At 42.7% G+C, this 25021-nt stretch carries 19 protein-coding genes, 9 tRNA genes and 2 rRNA genes (1 of these 30 only partly in view); 23 read left to right on the forward strand and 7 right to left on the reverse strand.

Features of this window, described 5'->3' with window-relative positions; all coding sequences use genetic code 11:
* Nucleotides 1–50: 50 nt before the first annotated feature.
* On the reverse strand, nucleotides 51–1238 hold the full coding sequence (locus FAY30_RS01395) for an FtsW/RodA/SpoVE family cell cycle protein (protein WP_149868224.1): 1188 nt from the start codon (nucleotides 1236–1238) through the stop codon (nucleotides 51–53).
* A gap of 156 nt (nucleotides 1239–1394) precedes the next feature.
* Nucleotides 1395–2753 carry a magnesium transporter gene (mgtE, locus tag FAY30_RS01400; protein WP_149868225.1) on the reverse strand — a complete coding sequence of 453 codons (1359 nt, stop codon included), beginning with the start codon at nucleotides 2751–2753 and terminating at the stop codon, nucleotides 1395–1397.
* 238 nt (nucleotides 2754–2991) lie between these two features.
* Between mgtE and FAY30_RS01405 the strand changes: the two genes are divergently transcribed.
* The 5 genes from FAY30_RS01405 to FAY30_RS01425 all read left to right on the forward strand — a co-directional run bounded on the left by FAY30_RS01405 (nucleotide 2992) and on the right by FAY30_RS01425 (nucleotide 9070).
* A complete protein-coding gene (locus FAY30_RS01405) occupies nucleotides 2992–3768 on the forward strand; it encodes a hypothetical protein (RefSeq protein WP_149868226.1) in 777 nt (258 codons plus the stop codon).
* A gap of 180 nt (nucleotides 3769–3948) precedes the next feature.
* Nucleotides 3949–5028: a D-alanine--D-alanine ligase gene (locus FAY30_RS01410; protein ID WP_149868227.1), complete on the forward strand. Its 1080-nt coding sequence runs from the start codon at nucleotides 3949–3951 to the stop codon at nucleotides 5026–5028.
* A 244-nt stretch (nucleotides 5029–5272) separates the two neighbouring features.
* Complete coding sequence (locus FAY30_RS01415) at nucleotides 5273–6649, forward strand: UDP-N-acetylmuramoyl-tripeptide--D-alanyl-D-alanine ligase (protein WP_149868228.1); 1377 nt, start codon at nucleotides 5273–5275, stop codon at nucleotides 6647–6649.
* A gap of 32 nt (nucleotides 6650–6681) precedes the next feature.
* Nucleotides 6682–7371: an alpha/beta hydrolase gene (locus FAY30_RS01420; RefSeq protein ID WP_149872553.1), complete on the forward strand. Its 690-nt coding sequence runs from the start codon at nucleotides 6682–6684 to the stop codon at nucleotides 7369–7371.
* Between the two features lie 205 nt (nucleotides 7372–7576).
* Nucleotides 7577–9070 carry a degradosome RNA helicase CshA gene (locus FAY30_RS01425; protein ID WP_411675472.1) on the forward strand — a complete coding sequence of 498 codons (1494 nt, stop codon included), beginning with the start codon at nucleotides 7577–7579 and terminating at the stop codon, nucleotides 9068–9070.
* A 42-nt stretch (nucleotides 9071–9112) separates the two neighbouring features.
* Here FAY30_RS01425 and FAY30_RS01430 read toward each other — a convergent pair whose 3' ends face one another.
* From FAY30_RS01430 to FAY30_RS01445, 4 genes are all read right to left on the reverse strand, one after another.
* Nucleotides 9113–10228, reverse strand: coding sequence for a GerAB/ArcD/ProY family transporter (locus tag FAY30_RS01430; RefSeq protein WP_190284784.1), 1116 nt, complete (start codon nucleotides 10226–10228; stop codon nucleotides 9113–9115).
* 225 nt (nucleotides 10229–10453) lie between these two features.
* Nucleotides 10454–11608: a Ger(x)C family spore germination protein gene (locus tag FAY30_RS01435; RefSeq protein WP_149868231.1), complete on the reverse strand. Its 1155-nt coding sequence runs from the start codon at nucleotides 11606–11608 to the stop codon at nucleotides 10454–10456.
* Nucleotides 11608–13158, reverse strand: a complete 1551-nt coding sequence (locus FAY30_RS01440; protein WP_149868232.1) for a spore germination protein — start codon at nucleotides 13156–13158, stop codon at nucleotides 11608–11610. The genes FAY30_RS01435 and FAY30_RS01440 overlap by 1 nt, the downstream gene beginning before the upstream one ends.
* Before the next feature lie 102 nt (nucleotides 13159–13260).
* On the reverse strand, nucleotides 13261–13989 hold the full coding sequence (locus FAY30_RS01445) for a rhomboid family intramembrane serine protease (RefSeq protein WP_149868233.1): 729 nt from the start codon (nucleotides 13987–13989) through the stop codon (nucleotides 13261–13263).
* Nucleotides 13990–14082: 93 nt separating this feature from the next.
* On the opposite strand from FAY30_RS01445, the gene acpS reads away from it, so the two are divergent.
* The 6 genes from acpS (at nucleotide 14083) to FAY30_RS01475 (ending at nucleotide 20340) form a co-directional block, all read left to right on the forward strand.
* Nucleotides 14083–14436, forward strand: a complete 354-nt coding sequence (gene acpS, locus FAY30_RS01450) for a holo-ACP synthase (RefSeq protein WP_149868234.1) — start codon at nucleotides 14083–14085, stop codon at nucleotides 14434–14436.
* Between the two features lie 161 nt (nucleotides 14437–14597).
* Nucleotides 14598–15611, forward strand: coding sequence for an outer membrane lipoprotein-sorting protein (locus FAY30_RS01455; protein ID WP_149868235.1), 1014 nt, complete (start codon nucleotides 14598–14600; stop codon nucleotides 15609–15611).
* A gap of 106 nt (nucleotides 15612–15717) precedes the next feature.
* Nucleotides 15718–16875, forward strand: coding sequence for an alanine racemase (gene alr, locus FAY30_RS01460; protein ID WP_149868236.1), 1158 nt, complete (start codon nucleotides 15718–15720; stop codon nucleotides 16873–16875).
* Nucleotides 16876–17143: 268 nt separating this feature from the next.
* Nucleotides 17144–17425 (forward strand): CopG family ribbon-helix-helix protein, encoded by a 282-nt coding sequence (locus FAY30_RS01465; protein ID WP_071354167.1) that lies wholly within the window; start codon nucleotides 17144–17146, stop codon nucleotides 17423–17425.
* 4 nt (nucleotides 17426–17429) lie between these two features.
* Nucleotides 17430–17780 (forward strand): type II toxin-antitoxin system endoribonuclease NdoA, encoded by a 351-nt coding sequence (gene ndoA / locus FAY30_RS01470; protein WP_007083556.1) that lies wholly within the window; start codon nucleotides 17430–17432, stop codon nucleotides 17778–17780.
* A 373-nt stretch (nucleotides 17781–18153) separates the two neighbouring features.
* Nucleotides 18154–20340 carry a Tex family protein gene (locus FAY30_RS01475; protein ID WP_149868237.1) on the forward strand — a complete coding sequence of 729 codons (2187 nt, stop codon included), beginning with the start codon at nucleotides 18154–18156 and terminating at the stop codon, nucleotides 20338–20340.
* Between the two features lie 75 nt (nucleotides 20341–20415).
* Here FAY30_RS01475 and cmpA read toward each other — a convergent pair whose 3' ends face one another.
* Complete coding sequence (gene cmpA / locus FAY30_RS01480) at nucleotides 20416–20529, reverse strand: cortex morphogenetic protein CmpA (RefSeq protein WP_007083554.1); 114 nt, start codon at nucleotides 20527–20529, stop codon at nucleotides 20416–20418.
* A gap of 97 nt (nucleotides 20530–20626) precedes the next feature.
* On the opposite strand from cmpA, the gene FAY30_RS01485 reads away from it, so the two are divergent.
* The 12 genes from FAY30_RS01485 to FAY30_RS01540 form a co-directional block, all read left to right on the forward strand.
* Complete coding sequence (locus tag FAY30_RS01485) at nucleotides 20627–21100, forward strand: SprT family protein (RefSeq protein WP_149868238.1); 474 nt, start codon at nucleotides 20627–20629, stop codon at nucleotides 21098–21100.
* A 119-nt stretch (nucleotides 21101–21219) separates the two neighbouring features.
* Nucleotides 21220–21294: transfer RNA gene (locus FAY30_RS01490), tRNA-Asn, on the forward strand.
* Between the two features lie 3 nt (nucleotides 21295–21297).
* Nucleotides 21298–21388 (forward strand) — tRNA-Ser (locus FAY30_RS01495).
* Nucleotides 21389–21399: 11 nt separating this feature from the next.
* Nucleotides 21400–21471, forward strand: a tRNA-Glu gene (locus tag FAY30_RS01500).
* A gap of 58 nt (nucleotides 21472–21529) precedes the next feature.
* Nucleotides 21530–21604: transfer RNA gene (locus FAY30_RS01505), tRNA-Gln, on the forward strand.
* A gap of 12 nt (nucleotides 21605–21616) precedes the next feature.
* A tRNA-Leu gene (locus FAY30_RS01510) sits at nucleotides 21617–21701 on the forward strand.
* A 63-nt stretch (nucleotides 21702–21764) separates the two neighbouring features.
* Nucleotides 21765–21850, forward strand: a tRNA-Leu gene (locus FAY30_RS01515).
* A gap of 59 nt (nucleotides 21851–21909) precedes the next feature.
* A tRNA-Arg gene (locus FAY30_RS01520) sits at nucleotides 21910–21986 on the forward strand.
* A 7-nt stretch (nucleotides 21987–21993) separates the two neighbouring features.
* Nucleotides 21994–22070 (forward strand) — tRNA-Pro (locus FAY30_RS01525).
* A 17-nt stretch (nucleotides 22071–22087) separates the two neighbouring features.
* A tRNA-Gly gene (locus FAY30_RS01530) sits at nucleotides 22088–22161 on the forward strand.
* 120 nt (nucleotides 22162–22281) lie between these two features.
* Nucleotides 22282–23831: ribosomal RNA gene (locus FAY30_RS01535) — 16S ribosomal RNA — on the forward strand.
* A gap of 194 nt (nucleotides 23832–24025) precedes the next feature.
* Nucleotides 24026–25021 (forward strand): 23S ribosomal RNA (locus tag FAY30_RS01540) (it continues 1941 nt past the right edge of the window).
* The 16S and 23S rRNA genes sit together here with 9 tRNA genes alongside, the layout of an rRNA operon.

Below are 25021 nucleotides of genomic sequence, written 5' to 3' on the forward strand. Positions count from 1 at the left end.
TTCATTTATGCCCATGTAAGGGAAAATGCAAAAATCTGCCGCCAATTCATCTATGCCTGCAACGAATTTTTTGATGTGAACATATACGTCTTATGGTGGTAACGGATGCTGTAGATCAGACCCATTGCAAACATATTCCCCATGAGTGAGCTGCCGCCATAGCTGATAAATGGCAGCGGAATACCCGTAATTGGCAGTACTTGAATCGTCATCCCAATGTTCTGAAAGACATGGAAGGTGATGACGCTGATAATTCCAGTACAGACATACGTGCTAAACGGGTCATTGGTGTCTAACGAAGTCTTAATTAAATGATAAATAAGGAGAAAAAAGAGACCGACGACGATACTGCCGCCAACAAAACCATATTCTTCACCAATCACGCTAAAAATGAAATCTGTATGGGCTTCCGGGATATACACTTCCCGATTGCCAAACCCTTTTCCTGTGATAAGTCCTGAGCCAATCGCGCTTAACGATTTTAACAAGTGGTAGCTTGAACTTGTTGTATGACTATGGGGATCGAGCCATGCATAAATGCGGTTAAATTGATAGGTTTGCACATGAAGATATTTTTCGAGAAAGTCTGGCTTGATTAGGACAAGGTAGAATATAAGTCCTCCAAGGGACGCACCTAAACTATAGATTGGAATAATGATTTTCCAAGATATCCCCGAAATCAAAATAAGTCCAGTTAAAATCGATAAAATCACGAGCCCAGTCCCCAGGTCAGGCTGGAGCATGATTAGCCCAAGCGGCACTGCAGTTGTGATTCCTAATTTTAATAGTAATAGAAAGTCAGTTTTTAGCGTTTTCTCCACATGCTTTTCCTGGTGAGTGGTAATCAGCCGGCTTAAGGCCAAAATTAAAAAGGTCTTCACAAATTCGGACGGTTGTATCTGCCCGACCCCTTTAATGACAAACCAGCTTTTTGCGCCGTTTCTAACAGGGGCAATCGATTCGGGTGCCAGGTAAACCCCAATAAGTAAAATCAATCCAAAGCCATATAAATACCAGGAAAGCCGCTTATATTGATAGCTGTCGATAAAGATGGACACGGTGATGATGGCGGCCCCGATTACATACCAAAAAACTTGCATCATTAAGAAATTCGTCGCGCCATATTGCCCCGAGGCTTGTGCACTATAAATCGCCGCACAGCTGACTAAGAAAAAAAGAAATAATAGTAATGTTAATGTCCAATCGAAGCGATCGGCTTTTTTCTTGTTTGCATCCATTGGCTACACCTGATTTTTCCTAATATTTACTAATTTTATGCTAGCAAAGAAAAGGCTTGCTCACAATACTTATTACCTATTAAGGGAAAATAGTACACTCCTTTATATAACGATTCCGCATGTAAAAGGTTTCATTTATATTTTATCAAAAGATCTCTACATCAAATGCTTTAAAAACATGGTTGCGATTCCGAAGTAGGTGAGTAACGAAAATATATCATTTAAGGTGGTAATCAGCGGTCCTGATGCGACAGCAGGGTCAATTTTCAACCGATATAAGATCAGGGGGATAATCGTCCCGGCAAGGGTCCCGATAATAAGAGTGAGAAACAGGGAACAGCCGACAACCGCGCCCAATATCAAATTTCCCTGCCAGATATAAGCGATAATGGCAATGAGAATGGCACAGGTGAGGCCAATCGTAATCCCCACACCGAGCTCCCTAGTGATTAAGCGGGTAACCACTTTTCTATCAATGTCATACGAAATGAGCCCTCTAACAACTACGGCAAGTGATTGGGTTCCGGTATTTCCCGTCATCCCGGCAATCATTGGCATGAAAAAGGCAAGGGCTACCACCTGCTGAAGCGTATCTTCAAAACTACTGATGATCCTCCCGGAAATTACACCAATGAATAAGAGTAAAATCAGCCAAGGAAGCCGTCTTGCCGCAGCGACGAATGTTTTCGTTTCAAAGTCAATGGATTTCCCTGATGCCGACAACTTTTCAATATCTTCATTTGCTTCTTTAATCACGACATCGATAATATCATCGACCGTTACAATTCCGACAAGAACATTGTTGTCATCGACAACCGGAATGGCTAAGAAATCATAACGTTCTGCCGTTCGTGCCACTACCTCCTGGTCCGTGGTTACTGAAACGGAAATGACCCGTTCGTACATAATCGTCCGGATTTTCTCCTCTGGTTCTGCCAATAGTAAATCCCGGTAAGAGACGACCCCAACAAGCCTTCGTGCCTCGTCAGTGACATACAGGTAGTTAATCGACTCCGCAAACTCTGCAAAGATTTTAAACTTATCAACTGCTTCTCTGACGGTATAATAATCACGAATCCAAACAAATCGATTGGTCATAATTCTTCCGGCTGTTTCCGGAGGATAATTCATGATTCCTTTAACGGCATTGGACTCTTCTGCTTTCATTCCTGAAAGCAGCGAGTCTTTCTTCTCTGGCGAAAGCTCATTTAATAATAAGGCCAGGTCGTCATTATCCATTAAATCTAGAACCTTACTGGTTTTTTCAATGCCCAGAATGTTCAATAATTCAAGCTGCTCAGACTTATCAAGCTCCTCCATCAGGTCAGCCAACACGTCAAACTTTAAAAATAATAGAAACCTGCCTTTATGTTTTTCCGGCAATTCCTCATAAATTTTTGCCATGTCATATGGCTGGAGCTCTTCCAATATCGTCTCAAAGTCGTCTTTTTTGTTTTCTTTTAATGTTTTAATAATATAAAGATTTATTTCATCGGGAGTCATATCTTTAATCATGTTCTATATACACTCCTTTCATAAAGGTGCATTGGTCTATAATGAGCAAAAGAACAAATACTATTCAGGTGGATTTTAAATAGTATGTGTAACATATAAACATTTTTTGTAAAAGAATTGAAATATGCTATTTGTCCTATTATTTGATAAAATAAGGAAGTATTTATAAAGGCGATTGGAAGTTTCATGGAAATCACGTTTTAATATCATTCATGTAGTTGAACGGAGGAGTTTGGCTTTGAAAAAGCATCATCAAGACATACGGGATCTTATCTATATTCATTTAAATCAATCAGACCAGTATGTACTGTCCTACGGTATCGAATTCGCTGAATTTGCTGCTGCTTTTTCAGGTTCATTAAATCATCTGCTTTTGCTAAAGCACCGCTTTGATGATGCTGATTTTAATATGCATACGCTGCTCGAATATTGTCCGGAAGAGAGAATTAATAAGTTAGCAGGAGAAGATGTATACAGTTACGGCAACTTCTGCTGGATTGATTTTATTGAAGAAGAAGTGCTGAATGAACTTTCAGGTCAGGAATTAGCTGAATTATTATATTTAGGCCATCAAAAGCAGCATTTACGATTGCCTTTTTATAATAAACTAGGCAACCGTTTTGTTTATTTGGCCCACGATGATGGCTGGTATAACAAAATCTATTATCGCAGCTTTAAGGATTTTTTCCATCTATTAAGTGAAGCACTGGCCGGCAAGCTTGGGGAAATGAAGCTGGAAAAATCAATCCTTGGTCTGCGGAAGAAACGCTCCTATCCGCAGGTGAATAAAGAAATCCTCCTCTCGTTAACACCTTTTATTAAGGAAGGAATTTGTATATCCTTACGGGATGCTGACCACCAGCGCGGCCGAATTGAAATACCGATCTGGGTGGTTGGAGATTTTGCAAATATGGATGATATGGTGGAAGAATACGAACAAATCTCCGCTAAACCATACCATGCGAAGATCATCTTTGATAAAAAAACAAAAGAATGGAAACTAAATGTTATTTAAATCTCTCCGATTGGGGAGATTTTCTATATAGTGGGACCAAATGTTTGTTTTGAAGCAAGCCATATATATCATAAACTAATGAAGAGAAAAAAACATTTAAAAAACAGGTCTGCTTACATTTCCTTTCTTATTTGATAAAGTGTTAAAATAAAACCGTGAAACAGAATTGGAGGTTTTGGTATGAAAACAAAACTAGGTTTGTTATATGGAGGAAAATCCGCGGAGCATAGTGTATCCTTACAGACAGCACGCTCTGTCATCAATGCATTAAACCTTGAAAAATTTGAAATTCATCCGATTTACATAAATGTTGAAGGCGAATGGATTAAAGGACCACAGTTAAATGAACCGGTAGAAAATGTTAAGGCACTTGAATTTTCTAAAGGCCATTCTTTATCGCCGCTGTCACTTGCGCCGTCATTTCAGCAAAAGGACCAGCAGGAAGAAGGGCCGCTTGATGTAATCTTCCCGCTATTACACGGACCAAACGGTGAAGATGGAACCGTACAGGGGTTATTAGAACTGCTAAATTTACCGTACGTAGGAAACGGCGTTCTGGCTTCAGCTGCCGGAATGGATAAAGTGATAATGAAGAATATCTTTGCACAGGCAGGACTCACACAAGTAAATTATGTAGCTTTTATAAAAAGCGAGTGGGCAAAGGCGAAGGAAGAGGCCTATGCTAAAGTAGAAGCGGAACTCGGTTATCCGTGCTTTGTTAAGCCGGCAAATCTGGGTTCAAGCGTTGGAATCAGCAAATGTACTAATCGTGCTGAATTAGATCTGGCGTTTGCTGAAGCGTTCCAATTTGACCGCAAAGTCATTATTGAAGAAGGTGTAACGGCGCGTGAAATTGAGATTGCTGTCCTCGGCAACGATGAACCGGAATGTTCTGTAGCGGGTGAGATTGTTCCGAGAACGGAGTTTTATGATTACAAAGCGAAATATGAAGATGGCGACACTGCCTTAATTATTCCGGCTGACATCACGGAAGAAGAGTACGGGATCTTAAAGGAAATGGCCATTCAGGCTTTTAAGGCATTGGATTGCTCAGGACTTGTTCGTGCTGATTTCTTCTTAACGAAAGATGGCAGGGCACTAATTAACGAGGTGAATACGATGCCGGGCTTTACTCCGTTCAGTATGTTCCCACTTTTATGGAAGCACACAGGGGTAGAATATCCACAATTAATCGAGCGTCTCGTGAATTTGGCGACAGAACGACATGCCGAGAAACAAAATATTAAATATACTTTTTAAAAGATAAGAAAGAAATTTCAAATTTGAGAATTGTCCAGCTCCAGCGCCCTAGCGGCTAGTGTCCTTCGCTCTCCGCCCTACGATAAGTCAACATCGAATCGCTAGCGCTCTTCGTGTTTCCTTTATCTCAGTTGGAGCGCTCCAGGCCATACGCCGCTGACCAGGGCGCTTACGCTATTCTTTGAGACACGGCTGAAGTGCCGTGTCCGTTTCTGTTTAATCTCAATAAAGGGAGGGTATCAACTTGATAAAGCGCACATTAAAACAAATTGCAGAAATGGTTTCCGCCTCAAATGAGATTCCCCAGTTTGCTGATGTGATGATTGAGGGAGTGACGATTGATTCCCGAAAGATTAATCCGGGAAATCTGTTTATTCCTTTTAAGGGAGAACATGTGGACGGACATAAGTATGTAGAGGAATCCATCCGAAAAGGTGCGGCAGCTGCCCTTTGGCAGAAGGATGTCCCGAATCCGCCATTAGACTTACCAATTATCATTGTCGATGACTGTCTGGCCGCCTTACAGGAATTAGCGCGAAAATATCGGCAGGAATTACCTGTTAAAGTGGTAGGGATTACGGGAAGTAATGGAAAAACAACAACGAAGGATATGACGGCTGCGTTATTATCGATTCAATATAAGGTGCAAAAAACGGAAGGGAATTATAATAACCATATCGGCCTGCCATTAACCGTTCTAGGGTTACATGAAGACACGGAAATGGCCATTCTCGAAATGGGAATGAGCGGCAGAGGCGAAATCGAATTCCTGACAAAACTTGCCTGTCCCGATGCAGTTGTGATTACCAATATTGGGGAATCACATCTTCTTGATCTTGGCTCAAGGGAAGGAATAGCTGAAGCGAAATTGGAAATTCTCCAAGGTCTTCGTGATGGCGGTCTTGCTGTCCTGCATGGCGATGAACCGCTTCTAATGGAGCGTATCCAACAAAATACAGGAAATATTACGATTCAGACCTTTGGCAGAAACGAAACCAATGATCTCTATCCAACAGAAATTACCCAAATCGAGCAAGGAAACGCATTCAAAATGAATGGGGCTGACACTGTTTTTGAGCTTCCGGTTCTTGGCACCCACAACATATTAAATGCGCTGGCATCGATGCTGATTGCTCATTATTTTTCCATTCCCTTTGAAAAAATGAATGCGGGCTTAACGAGCATAAAGCTGACAAATATGCGGATGGAGCTAGTGGAAGGGCACTTAGGGGAAAAAATCATCAATGATGCCTACAACGCCAGCCCAACTTCCATGATGGCAGCCATCGAATTAGTATCCAATCTGCAAGGCTATAAGCGGAAAATTCTTGTTCTTGGAGACATGCTAGAGCTTGGCCCGCAAGAAGAACAGTACCACTTGCAAATTGGAGAAGGCTTAAACGGGGATAAAATTGATTATCTATTCACGTATGGTTCACTAGGTGGGAATATCGCCATAGGTGCTAAGAAGATCTTGGGAGAAAAAAGAGTGTTTGCTTTTACAGATAAAGCAGAACTTATTCAGGAATTAAAACCGTTCGTGGATGAAGATACATTAGTTCTTGTGAAGGCCTCCAGAGGTATGAAGTTAGAGGAAGTCGTTTCAGCTTTACAAAAATAATCCATTTATGATAATTGGCAGGTGTGAAACGGATGATTGGCTGCTTACTTATTCATGGATTTACAGGTGCCCCGTATGAAGTAGAGCCCCTTGCCTCCTTTTTAGAGGAGAACACGGATTGGCTATTTAGTGTCCCTACACTGCCTGGTCACGGCGAACCGGGCGCCTTAAAAGGTGTCCGCTACCAAGAGTGGATTGATTGTGCCGAAGCTGAATTGAAAAAACTCAATGAAGCCTGTAAGGTCGTGTACGTAATTGGTTTTTCAATGGGCGGCTTGATTGCCAGTTTTCTTGCCGCCAAACATCCTGTGGACAAGCTGATTCTACTTAGCGCTGCTGCCTATTATGTGAATCCAAGGCAGCTCGGAGCCGATATTAAAAAAATCATCCTTGATTCCTTTCAAGGAAACTTACAAGAGAATGAATTATTTCACCGTTATAAACGAAAAATAACGGAAACCCCTTTAGCGGCAACATTACAATTCCGTAAGCTTGTTTCATCGGTCAAGCCTCTCCTAGGTCAGGTGAAAGTGCCGACATTGATTGCACAAGGAGATTGTGACGGGATTGTGCCGCCTAAAAGTGCTGAATACTTATACCAAACCATAGGTGCGAAACAAAAGAAGCTTACCTATATAAAGGATTCGAAACACCATATTTGCCATTGTGAAGAACGTTCTGCCCTATTTTCTCAAGTTTTGGACTTTTTGATGGAGCGGTAAGGCGGGGTTAGACGTCTTTATTGCAAAATACTAGTAAAAGTGGTATGATAATCATCAACGTGTCTAAAGAACGATCGAAAAGGGCATACTCCTTTGGAGAATGTTCTTTTTTTTGGTAAAATAAAGAAGCACTTATTACCGCATTTGATGCGTGTGAGAATATATTCAGCACTTAAGAAACATATTTTCAAATAGATGAAGGAGAATGAAAACATTGACAAAGTTTCAAGACTTAGGCATTAGCCAAGCTACGTTAAAAGCTGTTCTCAAAATGGGCTTTGAGGAAGCAACACCAATCCAGGCAGAAACAATTCCATTGAGCCTAGAAAATAAAGATTTGATCGGCCAGGCGCAAACAGGAACTGGTAAAACAGCTGCATTCGGTATTCCATTGGTGGAAAAAGTGGATATGAAATTAGATGCTATCCAAGGGATTATTATTGCGCCAACGCGTGAATTGGCGATTCAAGTATCTGAAGAATTATACAAAATAGGTGCCGGCAAAAGAGTGCGTGTACTCCCAATTTACGGAGGGCAGGATATCAGCCGTCAAATCCGTTCACTTAAGAAAGCCCCACATATTATCGTAGGTACTCCAGGACGTGTATTAGACCATATCAATAGAAAGACCATGCGTCTTGACACTGTTCATACGGTAATCCTTGATGAAGCAGATGAAATGTTAAACATGGGCTTTATTGAAGACATTGAATCAATCCTTGCTTCAACACCGGAAGAACGCCAAACATTACTTTTCTCAGCCACCATGCCGGGACCAATTCAGAGAATGGCTGAAAAGTTCATGAAGGATCCCCAAATTGTTCGTGTGAAAACAAAAGAAATGACTGTTCCTTTGATTGAGCAGTATTATCTTGAAGTGCAAGAGCGAAATAAATTTGATGTGTTAACAAGACTTTTGGATATTCAATCACCTGAGCTTGCGATTGTATTTGGCCGGACGAAGCGTCGTGTGGATGAGTTATCCGAGGCATTAACACAAAGAGGATATACGGCAGAAGGAATTCATGGCGATTTAAGCCAGGCAAAGCGTTTATCTGTTTTACGTAAGTTTAAAGAAGGAACGATTGATGTCCTTGTTGCAACAGACGTAGCCGCAAGGGGTCTCGATATTTCCGGAGTTACCCATGTGTATAACTTTGATATTCCACAGGATCCTGAAAGCTATGTCCACCGGATTGGCCGTACAGGCCGTGCCGGCAAAACAGGTGTAGCGATGACTTTCATTACACCACGTGAAAAATCCTATCTTGCTGTTGTTGAAAAAACAACAAAGCGGAAGATGGAAAAAATGAAGGCACCGACACTTGATGAGGCATTAGAAGGCCAGCAGCGTGCGGTAGTGGATAAAATTACGCAAACTATTGAGTCTAACAACCTTCATTATTACAAAGCGGCAGCAGATGAATTGTTGGAAGCTAACGATGCTGCAACGGTTGTGGCTGCAGTCTTAAAAATGTTAACAAAAGAACCGGATACGACTCCTGTTAAATTGACGGAAGAATCACCACTGCCACAAAAGAGAGATAGAAAACAGTTTGATCGTGGTGACCGCAGAAGAAGAGACGATTCCCGCGGCGGCTATAACGATCGTCGCAAAAAAGCACCGGTAAAGCCAAGAAGCGGTGAAAAAAGAACCAGCAGCAAATCATCAAAACCAAGAAGCTATAACCATCAATAAGTAGAAAAGCGCAAGAGCATGGACCCGTTGTCCATGCTCTTTTTAGTTCGATTCTTCCTTTTTCGCAGACCTTTTCTTTATAGACCGTTTTAAGGTGTCCATGAGTAGATACAAGATGGGAATACCTTCAATAAAATAGGAATAGGCTGCCCATGATTCAGTAAAAAAGCTGGTAAGGGAGGATGTACCGCCCGACATTTGTAACGATAAGGCGACCATAACAGCAGCGAGCGAAAACACAAGCGGCCGGTGATCTTTAAGATGAAATAGATGGGCAAGGATTTGAACGGATAAATAAAACATGATAGAAATTTTTAAATAAATCGTTGTTGACCAAATTGATATTAAAAATGGATCTAGGTTTTCGATAAAGTCAGCAATTCGGATATAACGTACCATTTCCAACATTGGATAGGTAGTATGACTCGCCAGATTCGGACCAAAGAGTAATAACAAAAAGACCATATTTATGATGATGAATAACAATGACAGCGAAATAGCCCAAATAACGGATTTATGAGTCTTGCTCTTTTGAGATAAATAAGGAAAGAGAAAGACCAAGATTACTACCTCTCCAAAAAAAGGAATGGTGTAAAAACTACCCTTATAAATGTTATTCCAGCTATGGTTCGTGACAAAGGCCATCCACCTGTCCCATTTTAATTCCTTTCCAATAAAAGCGGTAATTAAGATATCGGCTATGATTACGAGAAAAAATAATCCCTGCGCGGTTCGAAATAACGTAACCACTCCTGAGCGGGCTGTTACTGCGACAACGAAGCCAAGTATGATGCCTATAGCCCAGTTCGGTGTTTCGGGCAAATAGGTTTGGACGAAAAAGTCTTCGTATTCTCTTAGAATAAAGGCACTTATATGCAGAAAAGAAAAGCAATATATTCCCATGAAGAGATAATGGATCCAAGAAGGGAATATTTCCTTTCCATAATGACTAATAAATTCAGTCGGCCGCCGCTTAGCCAGCTTGATCGTGAAAAAGGCATAAATGCCCCCTCCTAAGCCGCCAATCAATAGCACAATCACTATATCGTATTGGGATAAGTGGATTAAATGCGCAGCAGCGAAACCAACTAGTGTGGAATAGAAGTAAATAATAAGAAAAAGTATCAGTTGATTTTGAGTAATTTGCTCCGTTTTCAAGGAAATCCACCTAACCTAGTATTTTCTGCTGCAGTGGTTTAAATAGGAATAGGATCAAGTCATTGGGGCTAGGCATTTGCTTAAATATGACCGTTGCAATACAGTACGAAAAAGAGACACCCATAATACAATAAACAATCCAATAGGTTCTTTTTTTACGATTCTTACTTTTTAAATAGAACCACTCGTTAAAAAAGATCAGTAGAAAACAAAATATAATGATAATCATGAATGTAATTCCTTTGTCCAAAATGGATTATTTTCACTGCCGGGACGCTTAATCTTCAAATCAACATGGATATTGAGCTTAACTTTGTCTTGATAAATAGCAGGCCAATCCTTTTTGGATTTTTTCCATATTTTTGGTTTATGCCATAATAAGTATTCGCCCAATTGAAAAACATCTGCTTTGACTCTTTTTGAAGCATGAAACGCATCATTGATTCGATCCTTAATTTCCTTTTCGGCAATCCGCTCCAAGTGATAGATATTTTTTGGTTTCGATAAATCAATGTTGGATTGTGATTCTGAAATATCATCTTCTGCGGTAACATACACATTAAATGTGTATGGTTCCTTTTTAGATGGGCGGATTTTCGTATGCGCCTGTAAGACTAATAAACTAATATGCTTCCCATCGGTGGGTGATTTAATTGTTACCGCTGCTTTATTTATCGAGTTTCGCAGCCATAATGCCCCGCGGCCTTCACTTGGACTTAATGTGCCGACCAATTTATAATTGTGAAATAATGCCATTCCGCCTGTGCCGACCCACAATTTTTCCTTCCCTTTCTCACTCAGCATTTTTTCCTTTTTCTTAGTTAACAGCCCTGTGATCATATCGCCATTTTCCGTTTCAAGGAAGTCTTTCGGGGTGGTGTATAACGTAATATGTTCCTGGGTGAATCTGCGGATGATCTCACCTGGAAATGTTTCGAAAACCGGTGCTAAATTTTCGATTTCTTTGGCTTTACCCGGAGTAACTAATACGGCAGTATTGATATTTAATTTCGGTTCACGGACAATGAATTCTAAAACATGTCCAATCCCTTCCTTAGCCATTTCTTCACTGACGACAATAATCCTTGTATGGCCCCAGCTTAGTTCCCGTGATTCATCTGCCTGCATTTTGTGATAGGCATCTGTCACCGTTTTTCCTGTAGCCGAGATTTGGGCATATGGATTCCCTCCGGAAGCCCCGGCGCTGCCTGGAATCAACCGTTGGGGAAGTGGGAAGGACAGGGTTATTTCCATCTCGCCATTTGCACTTTTATCAACGTACATGGCTTGGATAAAAGCCCGTTTATTGACTTCTACACTTGACCAGCAGCCTGATAACACCAGAGTACACATAACGATTAGCCATTTTAGCGTTTTCATTAATCTTCATCATCCTCGGGAAATGATCTGTTAATCGTTAACCGATTTTTGTCTGCTGCCCCGGCAAACGATGGCCGGCGTTTCATTGACCACCATGGAGCGCGTACAAACGTATCCTTTAGATCGCTAGTCTTGAGCGGTGCTGTAGGGGAAAGATATGGTTGGCCGAATGAACTTAGATGTACTACATGTATAAAGATCAGAAGTGAGCCAATCATCAATCCGAAGATGCCGAATGTACCTGATAAAATCATGATTGGAAAGCGGAGCAGGCGAATGGAGAACGCTAAATCATAGCCGGGAATGATAAAGGAGGCAATTCCTGTCAGCGAGACGATAATCACCATCGGAGCCGACACAATTCCTGCCTGTACCGCAGCTTGTCCGATTACCAAAGCTCCTAGGACCCCAATTGCCTGACCGACCGCTTTCGGTGTGCGGACTCCAGCCTCACGCAAGGCTTCAAACGCCAATTCCATAATAAATGCTTCCACAATAGCAGGGAATGGAACAAATTCTCGAGATGCAGCCACGGAGATCAATAAACTTGTCGGAATCATTTCTGTATGAAAGGTCGTAACCGCAATATAAAAAGATGGAAATAGCAGTGAAACGACTAAAAAGGCATAGCGCAGCAGGCGAATCACGCTGGTTAAAATATAACGTTGATAATAATCCTCTGCTGATTGTAGGAACATATAAAAGGTAACAGGTACGATCAATGGAATCGGTGTTCCATCTACAAAAATAACCACTCTTCCCTCTAACAGTGCAGCAGCTGCGACATCAGGACGCTCCGTTTTTTGCGATTGGGGGAACGGTGATAACGGCCAATCATCGATACACTCCTCGATATAGCTGCTAGCTAATACACCATCCATTTCAATTCGGTTGATTCTTTGTTTCACATCCGTGAGCAACTCTTCTTTGCATAGCCCTTCGATATAACTAATCATTACCTTCGTTTTGGTATATTTTCCAATCAACAGCTGTTCCATTTTTAAATCAGGAGACTTAATTTTCCGGCGGACCATTGTGATATTTGTATGGATATCCTCGACAAAGGCTTCTCTTGGCCCTCTAATGACGTTCTCATTTGCCGTCTCACTTACAGCTCGTGTTTCAACGCTCGTCAGAGGAATGGCCAGCATTCGACTGTCGCCTTCAAAAAAGATAATGATATGTCCGTCCAAGATACGGTCAGTTGCTTCCTTCATATCTGTCAGTATACTGGTACACATCGTGCTGATCGCTTTAAGATCGAGTAATTTATGAAGTAATTCCTTCTGGGATGAAGCAAAATCAGGTGAAACAATATACTTTAATACCTGATCATCGAATACCTGTTGATCGACCATGCACTGGATAAAAATAATGCCGACCCGTGTGTGATTTGCTAGTATTTCATGAAACGTGATGTCATCACTTTTCTGAAAGGTATCCTTAAACCATTTTGCCCGAACGTCAAAATCCTCCCCAAGAACTACTGGATGTTTCGAGGTTTTTTTTTGAGGCTGTACCTGCTTTTTTGAACTTGAGAAAATCGGCATACTGCTCCACTCCACGATGTTTTTCTTAGACTTCCCATATTTTTTATAAAATATTTTCAAAAAAAAGGTATAGCACCGAAAATGTTCCGGCAGCTATACCTGTTATTTTTGGGAAAAGAAGCCGAGGACGGCAATGATGAAAATCGCTGCCCAGATGAGAACTTTAACTGGGGATTGCAATGAAACGCTTTTCTTTCTTCTGCCAGCCCAGTCAGCCGTACCTTTAATAGAATCCGAAAGATTCTTTTTATTATAGTAAGGAATCGCTCCAAGTAAAAAGCCGCCAAGTAAGCCAAATAAATGGGCAGTAATATTTATATTTGGCTGTAAAAAGGTCATAATTAAGCTGACTGCACAAAGTGTAAGGATAATTTGCGAGTTTTGCTTTGACAGCAAATGTTTCCGGAAGATAATAATTGCAATATAATAGCCGAAAAGCCCAAAAATGGCGCCGCTTGAGCCAACATGGGTATAGGTTAACGGCTCTAGCAGGAAGGTGGCTGCATTAGCAATCAGTCCAGACAACAAGTAGACGAATAAGAATCTGCCGCCGCCAAGCATCCGCTCCAGTGCCGGAGCAAATAAGACAAGGGAAAAACTATTAAACAGCATATGGGGGAAACCGCTGTGCATAAAGATTGGGGTAATCAGCCGCCAATATTCCCCTTCCATAATATAAAGATTTACACCTGAAAAATTTTCAAAAAACCAATAGTTTGGGAAGATGGGTAAAATGGTTAAAAGATATAATACGATGTGAATGGCCACAATAATAGAAACGATCGGAAAATATCGGATAAATTCACGAAAGCTTTCAGTTCTTGTAAACAAAGATAAAACCTCCTCTCAATTACCATCATAAACAGAATTTTTGTCTTGTACACTATTATGCTGCTGATAATTTAAATAGAAGGAAGATGAACGATGATTAAAGGGATTGGAATCGATATTATTGAACTTTCCAGGATTCGCGAACTCATTACAAGGCAGAGCAAATTTGCCGACCGGATCTTAACTGAGAATGAAAACAATAAGTTTAAAATCCTTTCAGAAGTAAGAAGGGTAGAGTTTTTAGCAGGAAGGTTTGCTGCGAAGGAGGCTTTTTCAAAAGCGCTTGGAACAGGCATTGGCAAGGAGCTGTCCTTTTTAGATATTGAAATTGGGACGGATGCTTTCGGGAAGCCTTTTATTGTAAAACCGGACGTCCAGGCGCATCTTTCCATCTCCCACAGCAGGGAGTATGCAGTAGCCCAGGTTGTGATTGAGGAGTCAAAATAAAAATAAATAGGTATACAAGCTTTTTCGAATATTCCCCCAGGTTGTCTCATATATTCATAGGGAACTAGGAGAGACAAGGTCAGCTATGGTCATTTTAAAGCCTGATCCCTGCCTTTCTCTTCTTAAAATCATATGAAATGAGACAAGAAGGGGTTGAAGGAATGAGGAAAAAGTTAATGCTGCTCATTACGGGGCTGATGGTCATTTTCGTGCTGGCTGCCTGTGGCTCAAAATCACAGGACGATGTGGTGAAAGAGTTAAAGAGTAAGCAAAGTGACTTATCCAGCTATAAGGTAAAAGCAAAAATGACATTGAAAATGGGCTCAGATTCACAGGTATATAACGTAGAAATCTGGCATAAGGATCCTACATTCTATCGCGTAAATTTGAAAAATGCAGAAAAGGACCAAAGCCAAATGATTTTACGAAATAACCAAGGGGTTTTTGTTCTGACTCCTGCATTAAATAAGAGCTTTCGCTTCCAAAGTGATTGGCCGCAAAACAGCAGCCAAGCCTATTTGTATGAATCGTTGATTAAAGACATTGTCGCTGATAAAGAGGCTAAGTTCTCCTCGACAAAAAAACATTATATATTTGAAACGAAAACCCGTTATCAAAATAATAGTATGCTTCCAATCCAAGAAATCAAGCTAAATAAGAGTGATCTATCGCCTGCAGTTGTAAAAGTAATGGATCCTGACCGGAATGCCCTTGTGACTGTAGAATTTTCGAAGGTTACCTTTAAAGCGGATTTCGACAAGGACGATTTCGATATGAAGAAGAATATGACCCGGGGTCAACTCAATTTACCGGCGATGGCAAAGGGCGGCGATCAGAGCTTTGCTGTGAAGTATCCGACTTTTGAGCTAAAGGGGACCAAATTAATCGAGGAAAAACCGGTTACGATTGAAGACGGTAAACGGGTAGTTCTCACGTATGACGGTAAAAAGTCATTTACACTTATCCAGGAAAAAGTAACGGCAAAGGCTGCGTCCACATCTTCGACCAATATGGAAGGTGAGATTGTAGATTTAGGTATAACGATTGGAGCGATTTCAGATCATTCCATTTCATGGTCTTATGACGGGGTTGATTACATGATCGCCTCGAAAAACCTCACGAAGGAAGAAATGATAGAAGTGGCAAAATCGGTTCAAGGTGAAGCGGTAAAATAAATGTAGAATGAGATAGGCTCCATATTGGGGTCTGTTTTTTTTATTTTTCGAAAAAAATTTTTGTGATAAAATGAAAGGGGTTTATTTCAAAATAGGAAGTGGAGACATGAGAGTGCAAGGGGATTTTTATCGAGATACTTGGGCAGAAATCGATTTAGATTGTATCGCTGAAAATGTTGCCTCCGTTAAAACGCATTTACCAGAAGATGTTGCGATTATTGCGGTTGTTAAAGCAAATGCATATGGCCATGGTGATGTTCAAGTCGCTGAAACAGCACTTGCTTCAGGGGCTGAATATCTGGCTGTTGCCTTTATGGATGAAGCCGTTGCTTTAAGAAAAAAAGGAATTAAGGCTCCAATTCTCGTCTTGGGTGCCTCAAGACCTGAGGACGTACAAGTTGCAGCGCAAAATAAGATTACACTAACCGTTTTTCAAAAGGATTGGATAAAAAAAGCCAAAGAACACTTAAAGGTAGATGAGTGCGTTTCTTTACACATAAAAATAGATACGGGGATGGGAAGATTAGGGATTCGGACCAGCGAAGAATTACAAGTGATCGAGCAGCTTATTCTAGGAGACGAGCGATTTCACTTTGAAGGAATTTATACGCATTTTGCCACGGCAGATACATTGGACGATACCTATTTCCAACAGCAATTGGCGCTATTTGAGAATATAATCAGTGCACTGACGAAGAAGCCAAAGTATGTTCATTCCAGTAACAGTGCGGCGACTTTACGGTTTCCTAAAGCGTATTTTAATACAGTACGGCTGGGAATTGCGATGTACGGATTGACGCCTTCTATCGAAATGGAAAAGGAAATTCCCTTTCCGTTAAAAGAGGCATTTTCACTAAAATCCAAGCTTGTCCATGTGAAACAGCTTCAAAAGGGTGATAAGGTAAGCTATGGGGCAACTTATGTAAGTGAGAAAGAAGAGTGGATTGGCACGATTCCAATTGGCTATGCAGATGGATGGATTCGCAAGCTGCAGGGCCAGGAAGTGTTAGTGGATGGAAAGCGTGCACCAATTGTCGGCAGAATCTGCATGGATCAATGCATGGTTCGCCTTTCATCTAATCTGCCGGTTGGGACAACTGTCACACTAATTGGCAGAGAGAGGGAGCAATTCCTATCGGTAAATGAGATCGCCGAGAAACTTGAAACAATTAATTATGAAGTACCGTGTATCATTGGCCATCGTGTTCCCCGCCTTTATAAAAAAGGTGGAAAAATTGTCGAGATAAAAAATGGTCTGCTATAAAACTTTCAGGCGTAATGAAGGAAATTAGAACATAAATATGATATTGCGGTAATTTGTGCATAAAAGCTCTATTTATTGGCTTATAATACAGTAGGATTATATTTTAGTCTATGAATTGGGCTCGTTTAGTGTTATTATAAAATATGGTACAGATAAAACTCGCCTATGAGAGGCTTTAGAGCTGCTTCATAAGGCGTTGTATTTATGCGTCAGAAAGCATTTCTGGTTAGCTAAAAATGGTGTGTAGTGATGGTGGAGGTGTATGTTTGTGTCAGAATCCGGCGCAACTACGGAAATCTTAGTGAAGTTACCGCAACATCTTTTAACTGAGTTAGATGGTTTCGTTAAGCAAGAAAATGTAAACCGCAGCGAGTTTATTTACCAAGCAACAAAAATGTATTTACGCGAACGAAAAAAGAGACAAATTCGCGAGTCGATGAGACGTGGATACATGGAAATGGCAAAGATAAATCTTAGAATTGCATCAGAAGCATTTCAAGCAGAATATGAGGCAGAACATACTGTAGAACGTCTTGTAAGCGGAGGGTAAACCTTTGATTGTCAAGCGTGGTGACGTATATTTCGCGGACCTATCCCCAGTTGTTGGTTCTGAACAAGGCGGCGTCCGACCTGTACTTGTCATCCAAAATGACATCGGGAATCGGTTTAGTCCCACAGTTATTGTTGCAGCGATTACAGCTCAAATTCAAAAAGCGAAGCTTCCTACGCATGTAGAGATTGATGCCAAGCGCTACGGATTTGAACGAGATTCGGTCATTCTGTTAGAGCAGATTCGTACAATTGATAAGCAGCGGTTAACCGATAAAATCACTCATCTCGATGACGAAATGATGGAGAAAGTGGATGAAGCCTTGCAGGTAAGCTTGGGTCTCATCGAATTTTAGTCTTTACCTACGCTCTTTTAAAAAAGAGCGTTTTTTCATACATAATCTGACCTCATTCTTTCATTCTGCTCTTTTAGCAAGCTAATCCGGCTTGCTTTTCTTTTTTTTTGTATGGCTGTGTTAAAGGACATTGTTAATTTTATATCCTTGTTGATTGGAGCGGAAGGCACGAAGACTCCTGCGGGAGGACGGGGCAGGGGAGACCCCGCAGGCGCCTAAGCGCCGAGGAGGCTCCCCGGACCGCCCGCGGAAAGCGAAGTGTCTGGAGCGCAAATCAACAGCCAAGTTAAACACAGCCTTTTGTAAAAAAAGTTAGTACCAGAGCCGTATAATGAAACTCATTTTTAAATTTGGTACAATATAGAAAAATGGAATGGAGGATGGATTAGTGAGTGACACAGCAGTAAAGGATGATCAATTATTAGGTAAAATAGCCGCTGAACTAGCGATCTCTTATAAACAAGTAAAGAGTGTTATTTCCTTATTGGACGAAGGCAATACCGTTCCTTTCATTGCCCGCTACCGGAAGGAAATGACGGGTGCCCTTGATGAAGTGCAGATTCGTTCCGTCTCAGAGCGCAGGCAGTATATTCAAAACCTTGAACAAAGAAAAGAAGAGGTTTTACGGATTATTGCAGAGCAGGGGAAATTAACGGATGAGCTCAGTAAAAGTATTACAAAGGCAGAAAAACTTCAAGAGGTGGAAGATTTATATCGTCCTTATAAACAAAAAAGACGAACAAAAGCCACTGTTGCTAAGGAAAAAGGGCTGGAACCATTGGCCGAGTGGCTGATGACTTTTCCTAAAGATAGTATTAATGAAAAAGCAATGCAATTTATAGCTGAAGAAAAGGATGTTCTTACGGTAGATGACGCGATTGCAGGCGCCAAAGACATCATCGCGGAATGGGTTTCTGATGATGCAGAAAGCCGTAAATGGATCCGCAAAGAAACCTTTAAGTCGGGTTCAGTGTCGTCGGTTGTGAAAGATGCAGAAAAAGACGAGAAAAACGTATATGAAATGTATTATGAATATGAAGAACCAGTAAATAAAATTGTTCCCCACCGGACATTAGCCTTAAATCGTGGGGAAAAGGAAGATATTTTACGGGTTGCGATTAAAATGAATGCCGATTTCATACTATCTTATTTATCGCGGAAATGGATTCGTAACCAGCACTCACCGGCGGCTCCCATTGTTTTAGAGGCGATGGAAGACAGCTATAAACGATTGATTCAGCCTTCGATTGAACGGGAAATTCGCAGTGAATTAACTGAAAAGGGCGAAGAACAAGCGATACATATTTTTTCGGAGAATCTCCGCAATTTACTTCTGCAGCCGCCGTTAAAAGGAAAAGTCGTCATTGGTGTTGACCCTGCCTACCGTACAGGCTGTAAATTGGCAGTTGTAGATGAAACCGGGAAAGTCTTGAAAATAGATGTCATCTATCCGCACCCGCCGGTTTCAAAAGCGAAAGAAGCGCGCGAAAAGTTTATAAAGATATTACGTGAATATAAAGTAGAAATGGCCGCAATCGGGAACGGTACAGCATCCCGTGAAACAGAGCAATTTGTCGCTGATATATTAAAAGAAATGGATGAGGAAATTTTCTATTTAATCGTTAACGAAGCAGGTGCCAGTGTTTATTCCGCATCTGATCTTGCCAGAGAAGAGTTTCCGAATTTTCAGGTCGAAGAAAGAAGTGCCGTCTCCATTGCCCGCCGTTTGCAGGATCCACTGGCTGAGTTGGTGAAAATCGACCCTAAATCTGTGGGTGTCGGCCAATACCAGCATGACGTTTCCCAAAAACGCCTGTCAGAATCCTTGCATTTTGTCGTTGAAACAGCCGTAAACCGGGTTGGTGTCAATGTAAATACCGCTTCTTCTTCACTATTACAGTATGTAGCCGGGCTGAACAAGACGGCCGCAAACAATATTGTGAAAAAACGGGAAGAGGAAGGGAAATTCACGAGCCGTGTGCAATTAAAGAAGGTGCCGCGCCTTGGAGCCAAAACTTATGAGCAGGCAATTGGTTTTTTGCGTGTGTTAGATGGGAAGCAGCCGCTTGACCGAACAGGGATTCACCCCGAGAACTACGATGAAGTAAAGAAGCTATTAGTTAGCTTAGGCTTCACCGCCAATGACTTGGGTACCGAAGAGTTAAAGGCAGCGCTAAACAGTCTTAATCTAAAAACGGTTTCTGAAGAACTTTCTATTGGTGAATTAACCTTAAAGGATATCATTGACGCTTTAGTCAGACCGGAACGTGATCCGCGTGATGATTTGCCGCGTCCACTTTTGAAAAAAGATGTCTTAAAGTTAGAGGACTTAAAAGCGGGAATGGAACTTCAAGGCACGGTTCGAAATGTCGTTGATTTCGGTGCGTTTGTTGATATTGGTGTCAAGCAGGATGGGCTTGTTCATATCTCCAAGCTAAGCAATCGCTTTGTCAAACATCCGCTCGACATTGTGTCTGTGGGAGATGTGGTCACCGTTTGGGTGGATTCGGTTGATACGAAAAAAGGCCGTGTTGCCTTAACGATGCTGCAGCCTTCATAGGAATGGCGGTAAGCGCGATTGTTCGTGGAAGGATCCTCTGAACGAAAGACGCCATAATAAATGGAAACACTGCTTCTAGGAGCAGTGTTTTTTTCTGTAAAAAAACCAGCATTGGTTTAACAATTTGATCTGATAGCGGTCCTTCTCATAAAAAGCCCTTTTCATTTGGTTTTGCAACCAAGTCGGCATATCATAAAACCTCCCGAAAAGTTCATCATTCTAAAGGTATATACAATATATGCTATAATAGGTTGTCACGTTCGTTTAAAGATGAGGGGAAGCCAAAATGGAACAAAAAGAACTTCAATGTTTAGTTGAAAAGATATCTATTGACCTATTTGGAAAACCGTTTAGGCATACAGCTTCGTTTAATCCCAGATTGCGTTCGACGGGGGGGAGGTATCTCTTAGGCACACACAATATTGAAATCAATAAAAAGTATCTGGAGCAACTTGGTGAAAAAGAACTGGCGGGAATTATTAAGCATGAGCTCTGCCATTATCATCTTCACCTAGAAGGAAAGGGCTACCAGCACCGAGATCAAGAATTTAAGCAATTACTAAAGAAGGTAGGTGCACCGAGGTATTGCACTCAGCTTCCAGAGCGAAAAGTAAAACGCTCTGCGAAAAAAGTTCTGCTTTATCAGTGCACGAAATGTCAGCTATCCTATACGAGAAGAAAAAGCATTGATACTAGTAGATATGTTTGTGGCAGGTGCAGTGGTAAATTGAAGAAAATGAAAGAAATAATCGTGGAATAACGTAAGAATTTGCCAAAGATTTTTCTCCCAAAACTATATTGACATTCTATTATTTCGTCATTATAATGGTAAGAGTCGATAGGGCAAACGTCTTATTGGCGCATAAGCATTTTCATTATTCCGCAGTAGCTCAGTGGTAGAGCTATCGGCTGTTAACCGATCGGTCGTAGGTTCGAGTCCTACCTGCGGAGCCATATGGGGAAGTACTCAAGAGGCTGAAGAGGCGCCCCTGCTAAGGGTGTAGGTCGGGTAACCGGCGCGAGGGTTCAAATCCCTCCTTCTCCGCCATAAACTTATTCGGCCCCTTGGTCAAGCGGTTAAGACACCGCCCTTTCACGGCGGTAACACGGGTTCGAATCCCGTAGGGGTCATCAGGGATGGGGAGTGACTTTGATTCATTTCCTGTTTCTTATTCTTTATTAATAATATTGGGCTATAGCCAAGCGGTAAGGCATCGCACTTTGACTGCGACATGCGTTGGTTCAAATCCAGCTAGCCCAGCCATTTTTTTAATATGCGGGTGTGGCGGAATTGGCAGACGCACCAGACTTAGGATCTGGCGCCGCAAGGCGTGGGGGTTCGACTCCCTTCACCCGCACCATAATTTACCTCTTGAAAATCAATTAGTCAACATGGTATGATTATTTTTGTCGCTAATAATAATGCGGTCGTGGCGGAATGGCAGACGCGCTAGGTTGAGGGCCTAGTGGGGGCAACCCCGTGGAGGTTCAAGTCCTCTCGGCCGCACCAAAAAAGTTATTGACAAACCAAACTGGGTATGATAAACTTTAAAAGTTGCTATAAGAGATGCGCCCGTAGCTCAATTGGATAGAGCGTCTGACTACGGATCAGAAGGTTATGGGTTCGACTCCTTTCGGGCGCGCCATTAATTACGGGAAGTAGCTCAGCTTGGTAGAGCACTTGGTTTGGGACCAAGGGGTCGCAGGTTCGAATCCTGTCTTCCCGACCATTTTAATACTTTTATATGCGGGTGTAGTTTAGTGGTAAAACCTCAGCCTTCCAAGCTGATGTTGTGAGTTCGATTCTCATCACCCGCTCCAATTTAATTAACATTGCTCTTTGAAAACTAAACAAACAAAAACGTCAACAAACAATAAATTATTAGTTTCTTCTATAGAAACTAAGCCAACGTTTTAAATTATGAGCTAATCAACTCAACTTTTTTGGAGAGTTTGATCCTGGCTCAGGACGAACGCTGGCGGCGTGCCTAATACATGCAAGTCGAGCGAATCAATGGGAGCTTGCTCCCGTTGGTTAGCGGCGGACGGGTGAGTAACACGTGGGCAACCTGCCTGTAAGACTGGGATAACTTCGGGAAACCGGAGCTAATACCGGATAATTCTTTTCCTCTCATGAGGGAAAGCTGAAAGTCGGTTTCGGCTGACACTTACAGATGGGCCCGCGGCGCATTAGCTAGTTGGTGAGGTAACGGCTCACCAAGGCGACGATGCGTAGCCGACCTGAGAGGGTGATCGGCCACACTGGGACTGAGACACGGCCCAGACTCCTACGGGAGGCAGCAGTAGGGAATCTTCCACAATGGACGAAAGTCTGATGGAGCAACGCCGCGTGAGCGATGAAGGCCTTCGGGTCGTAAAGCTCTGTTGTTAGGGAAGAACAAGTATCGGAGTAACTGCCGGTACCTTGACGGTACCTAACCAGAAAGCCACGGCTAACTACGTGCCAGCAGCCGCGGTAATACGTAGGTGGCAAGCGTTGTCCGGAATTATTGGGCGTAAAGCGCGCGCAGGCGGTCCTTTAAGTCTGATGTGAAAGCCCACGGCTCAACCGTGGAGGGTCATTGGAAACTGGGGGACTTGAGTGCAGAAGAGGAAAGCGGAATTCCACGTGTAGCGGTGAAATGCGTAGAGATGTGGAGGAACACCAGTGGCGAAGGCGGCTTTCTGGTCTGTAACTGACGCTGAGGCGCGAAAGCGTGGGGAGCAAACAGGATTAGATACCCTGGTAGTCCACGCCGTAAACGATGAGTGCTAAGTGTTAGGGGGTTTCCGCCCCTTAGTGCTGCAGCTAACGCATTAAGCACTCCGCCTGGGGAGTACGGCCGCAAGGCTGAAACTCAAAGGAATTGACGGGGGCCCGCACAAGCGGTGGAGCATGTGGTTTAATTCGAAGCAACGCGAAGAACCTTACCAGGTCTTGACATCCTCTGACACTCCTAGAGATAGGACGTTCCCCTTCGGGGGACAGAGTGACAGGTGGTGCATGGTTGTCGTCAGCTCGTGTCGTGAGATGTTGGGTTAAGTCCCGCAACGAGCGCAACCCTTGATCTTAGTTGCCAGCATTCAGTTGGGCACTCTAAGGTGACTGCCGGTGACAAACCGGAGGAAGGTGGGGATGACGTCAAATCATCATGCCCCTTATGACCTGGGCTACACACGTGCTACAATGGATGGTACAAAGGGCTGCGAGACCGCAAGGTTTAGCCAATCCCATAAAACCATTCTCAGTTCGGATTGCAGGCTGCAACTCGCCTGCATGAAGCCGGAATCGCTAGTAATCGCGGATCAGCATGCCGCGGTGAATACGTTCCCGGGCCTTGTACACACCGCCCGTCACACCACGAGAGTTTGTAACACCCGAAGTCGGTGGGGTAACCGTAAGGAGCCAGCCGCCTAAGGTGGGACAGATGATTGGGGTGAAGTCGTAACAAGGTAGCCGTATCGGAAGGTGCGGCTGGATCACCTCCTTTCTAAGGATAATGCAGTCCTTTCGGACTGATAATAAGGTTGACGTTTCTTGTTTGTTTAGTTTTGAGGGAGCAATTCTCTCAAAGCTTTTTTGTTCCTTGAAAACTAGATAATCGTAAGAAGAAGCAAAGTAAACATCGAGTAATCGCCATTTTAGTTTTTCTCTCTTATTGAATAAGAGTTATAAACCTTTTTAGGTTAAGTTAGAAAGGGCGCACGGTGAATGCCTTGGCACTAGGAGCCGATGAAGGACGGGACTAACACCGATATGCTTCGGGGAGCTGTAAGTAAGCTTTGATCCGGAGATTTCCGAATGGGGAAACCCACTGTTCGTAATGGAACAGTATCTTTACCTGAATACATAGGGTATAGAAGGCATACCCGGGGAACTGAAACATCTAAGTACCCGGAGGAAGAGAAAGCAAACGCGATTCCCTGAGTAGCGGCGAGCGAAACGGGACATAGCCCAAACCAAGAGGCTTGCCTCTTGGGGTTGTAGGACACTCAACATGGAGTTACAAAGGAACGGGGTAAATGAAGTGACCTGGAAAGGTCAGCCGTAGAAGGTAAAAGCCCTGTAGTTGAAACTTCGTTCCCTCCTGAGTGGATCCTGAGTACGGCCGGACACGTGAAATCCGGTCGGAAGCAGGGAGGACCATCTCCCAAGGCTAAATACTCCCTAGTGACCGATAGTGAACCAGTACCGTGAGGGAAAGGTGAAAAGCACCCCGGAAGGGGAGTGAAATAGTTCCTGAAACCGTGTGCCTACAAGTAGTCAGAGCCCGTTTATGGGTGATGGCGTGCCTTTTGTAGAATGAACCGGCGAGTTACGATCCCATGCAAGGTTAAGTTGAAGAGACGGAGCCGCAGCGAAAGCGAGTCTGAATAGGGCGTTTGAGTATGTGGTCGTAGACCCGAAACCAGGTGATCTACCCATGTCCAGGGTGAAGTCCAGGTAACACTGGATGGAGGCCCGAACCCACGCACGTTGAAAAGTGCGGGGATGAGGTGTGGGTAGCGGAGAAATTCCAATCGAACTTGGAGATAGCTGGTTCTCTCCGAAATAGCTTTAGGGCTAGCCTCACGTTGTTAGAGTCTTGGAGGTAGAGCACTGTTTGGACTAGGGGCCCTCATCGGGTTACCGAATTCAGACAAACTCCGAATGCCAAAGACTTATCCGTGGGAGTCAGAC

Source organism: Bacillus sp. S3, from assembly GCF_005154805.1.
Taxonomy (GTDB): domain Bacteria; phylum Bacillota; class Bacilli; order Bacillales; family Cytobacillaceae; genus Neobacillus.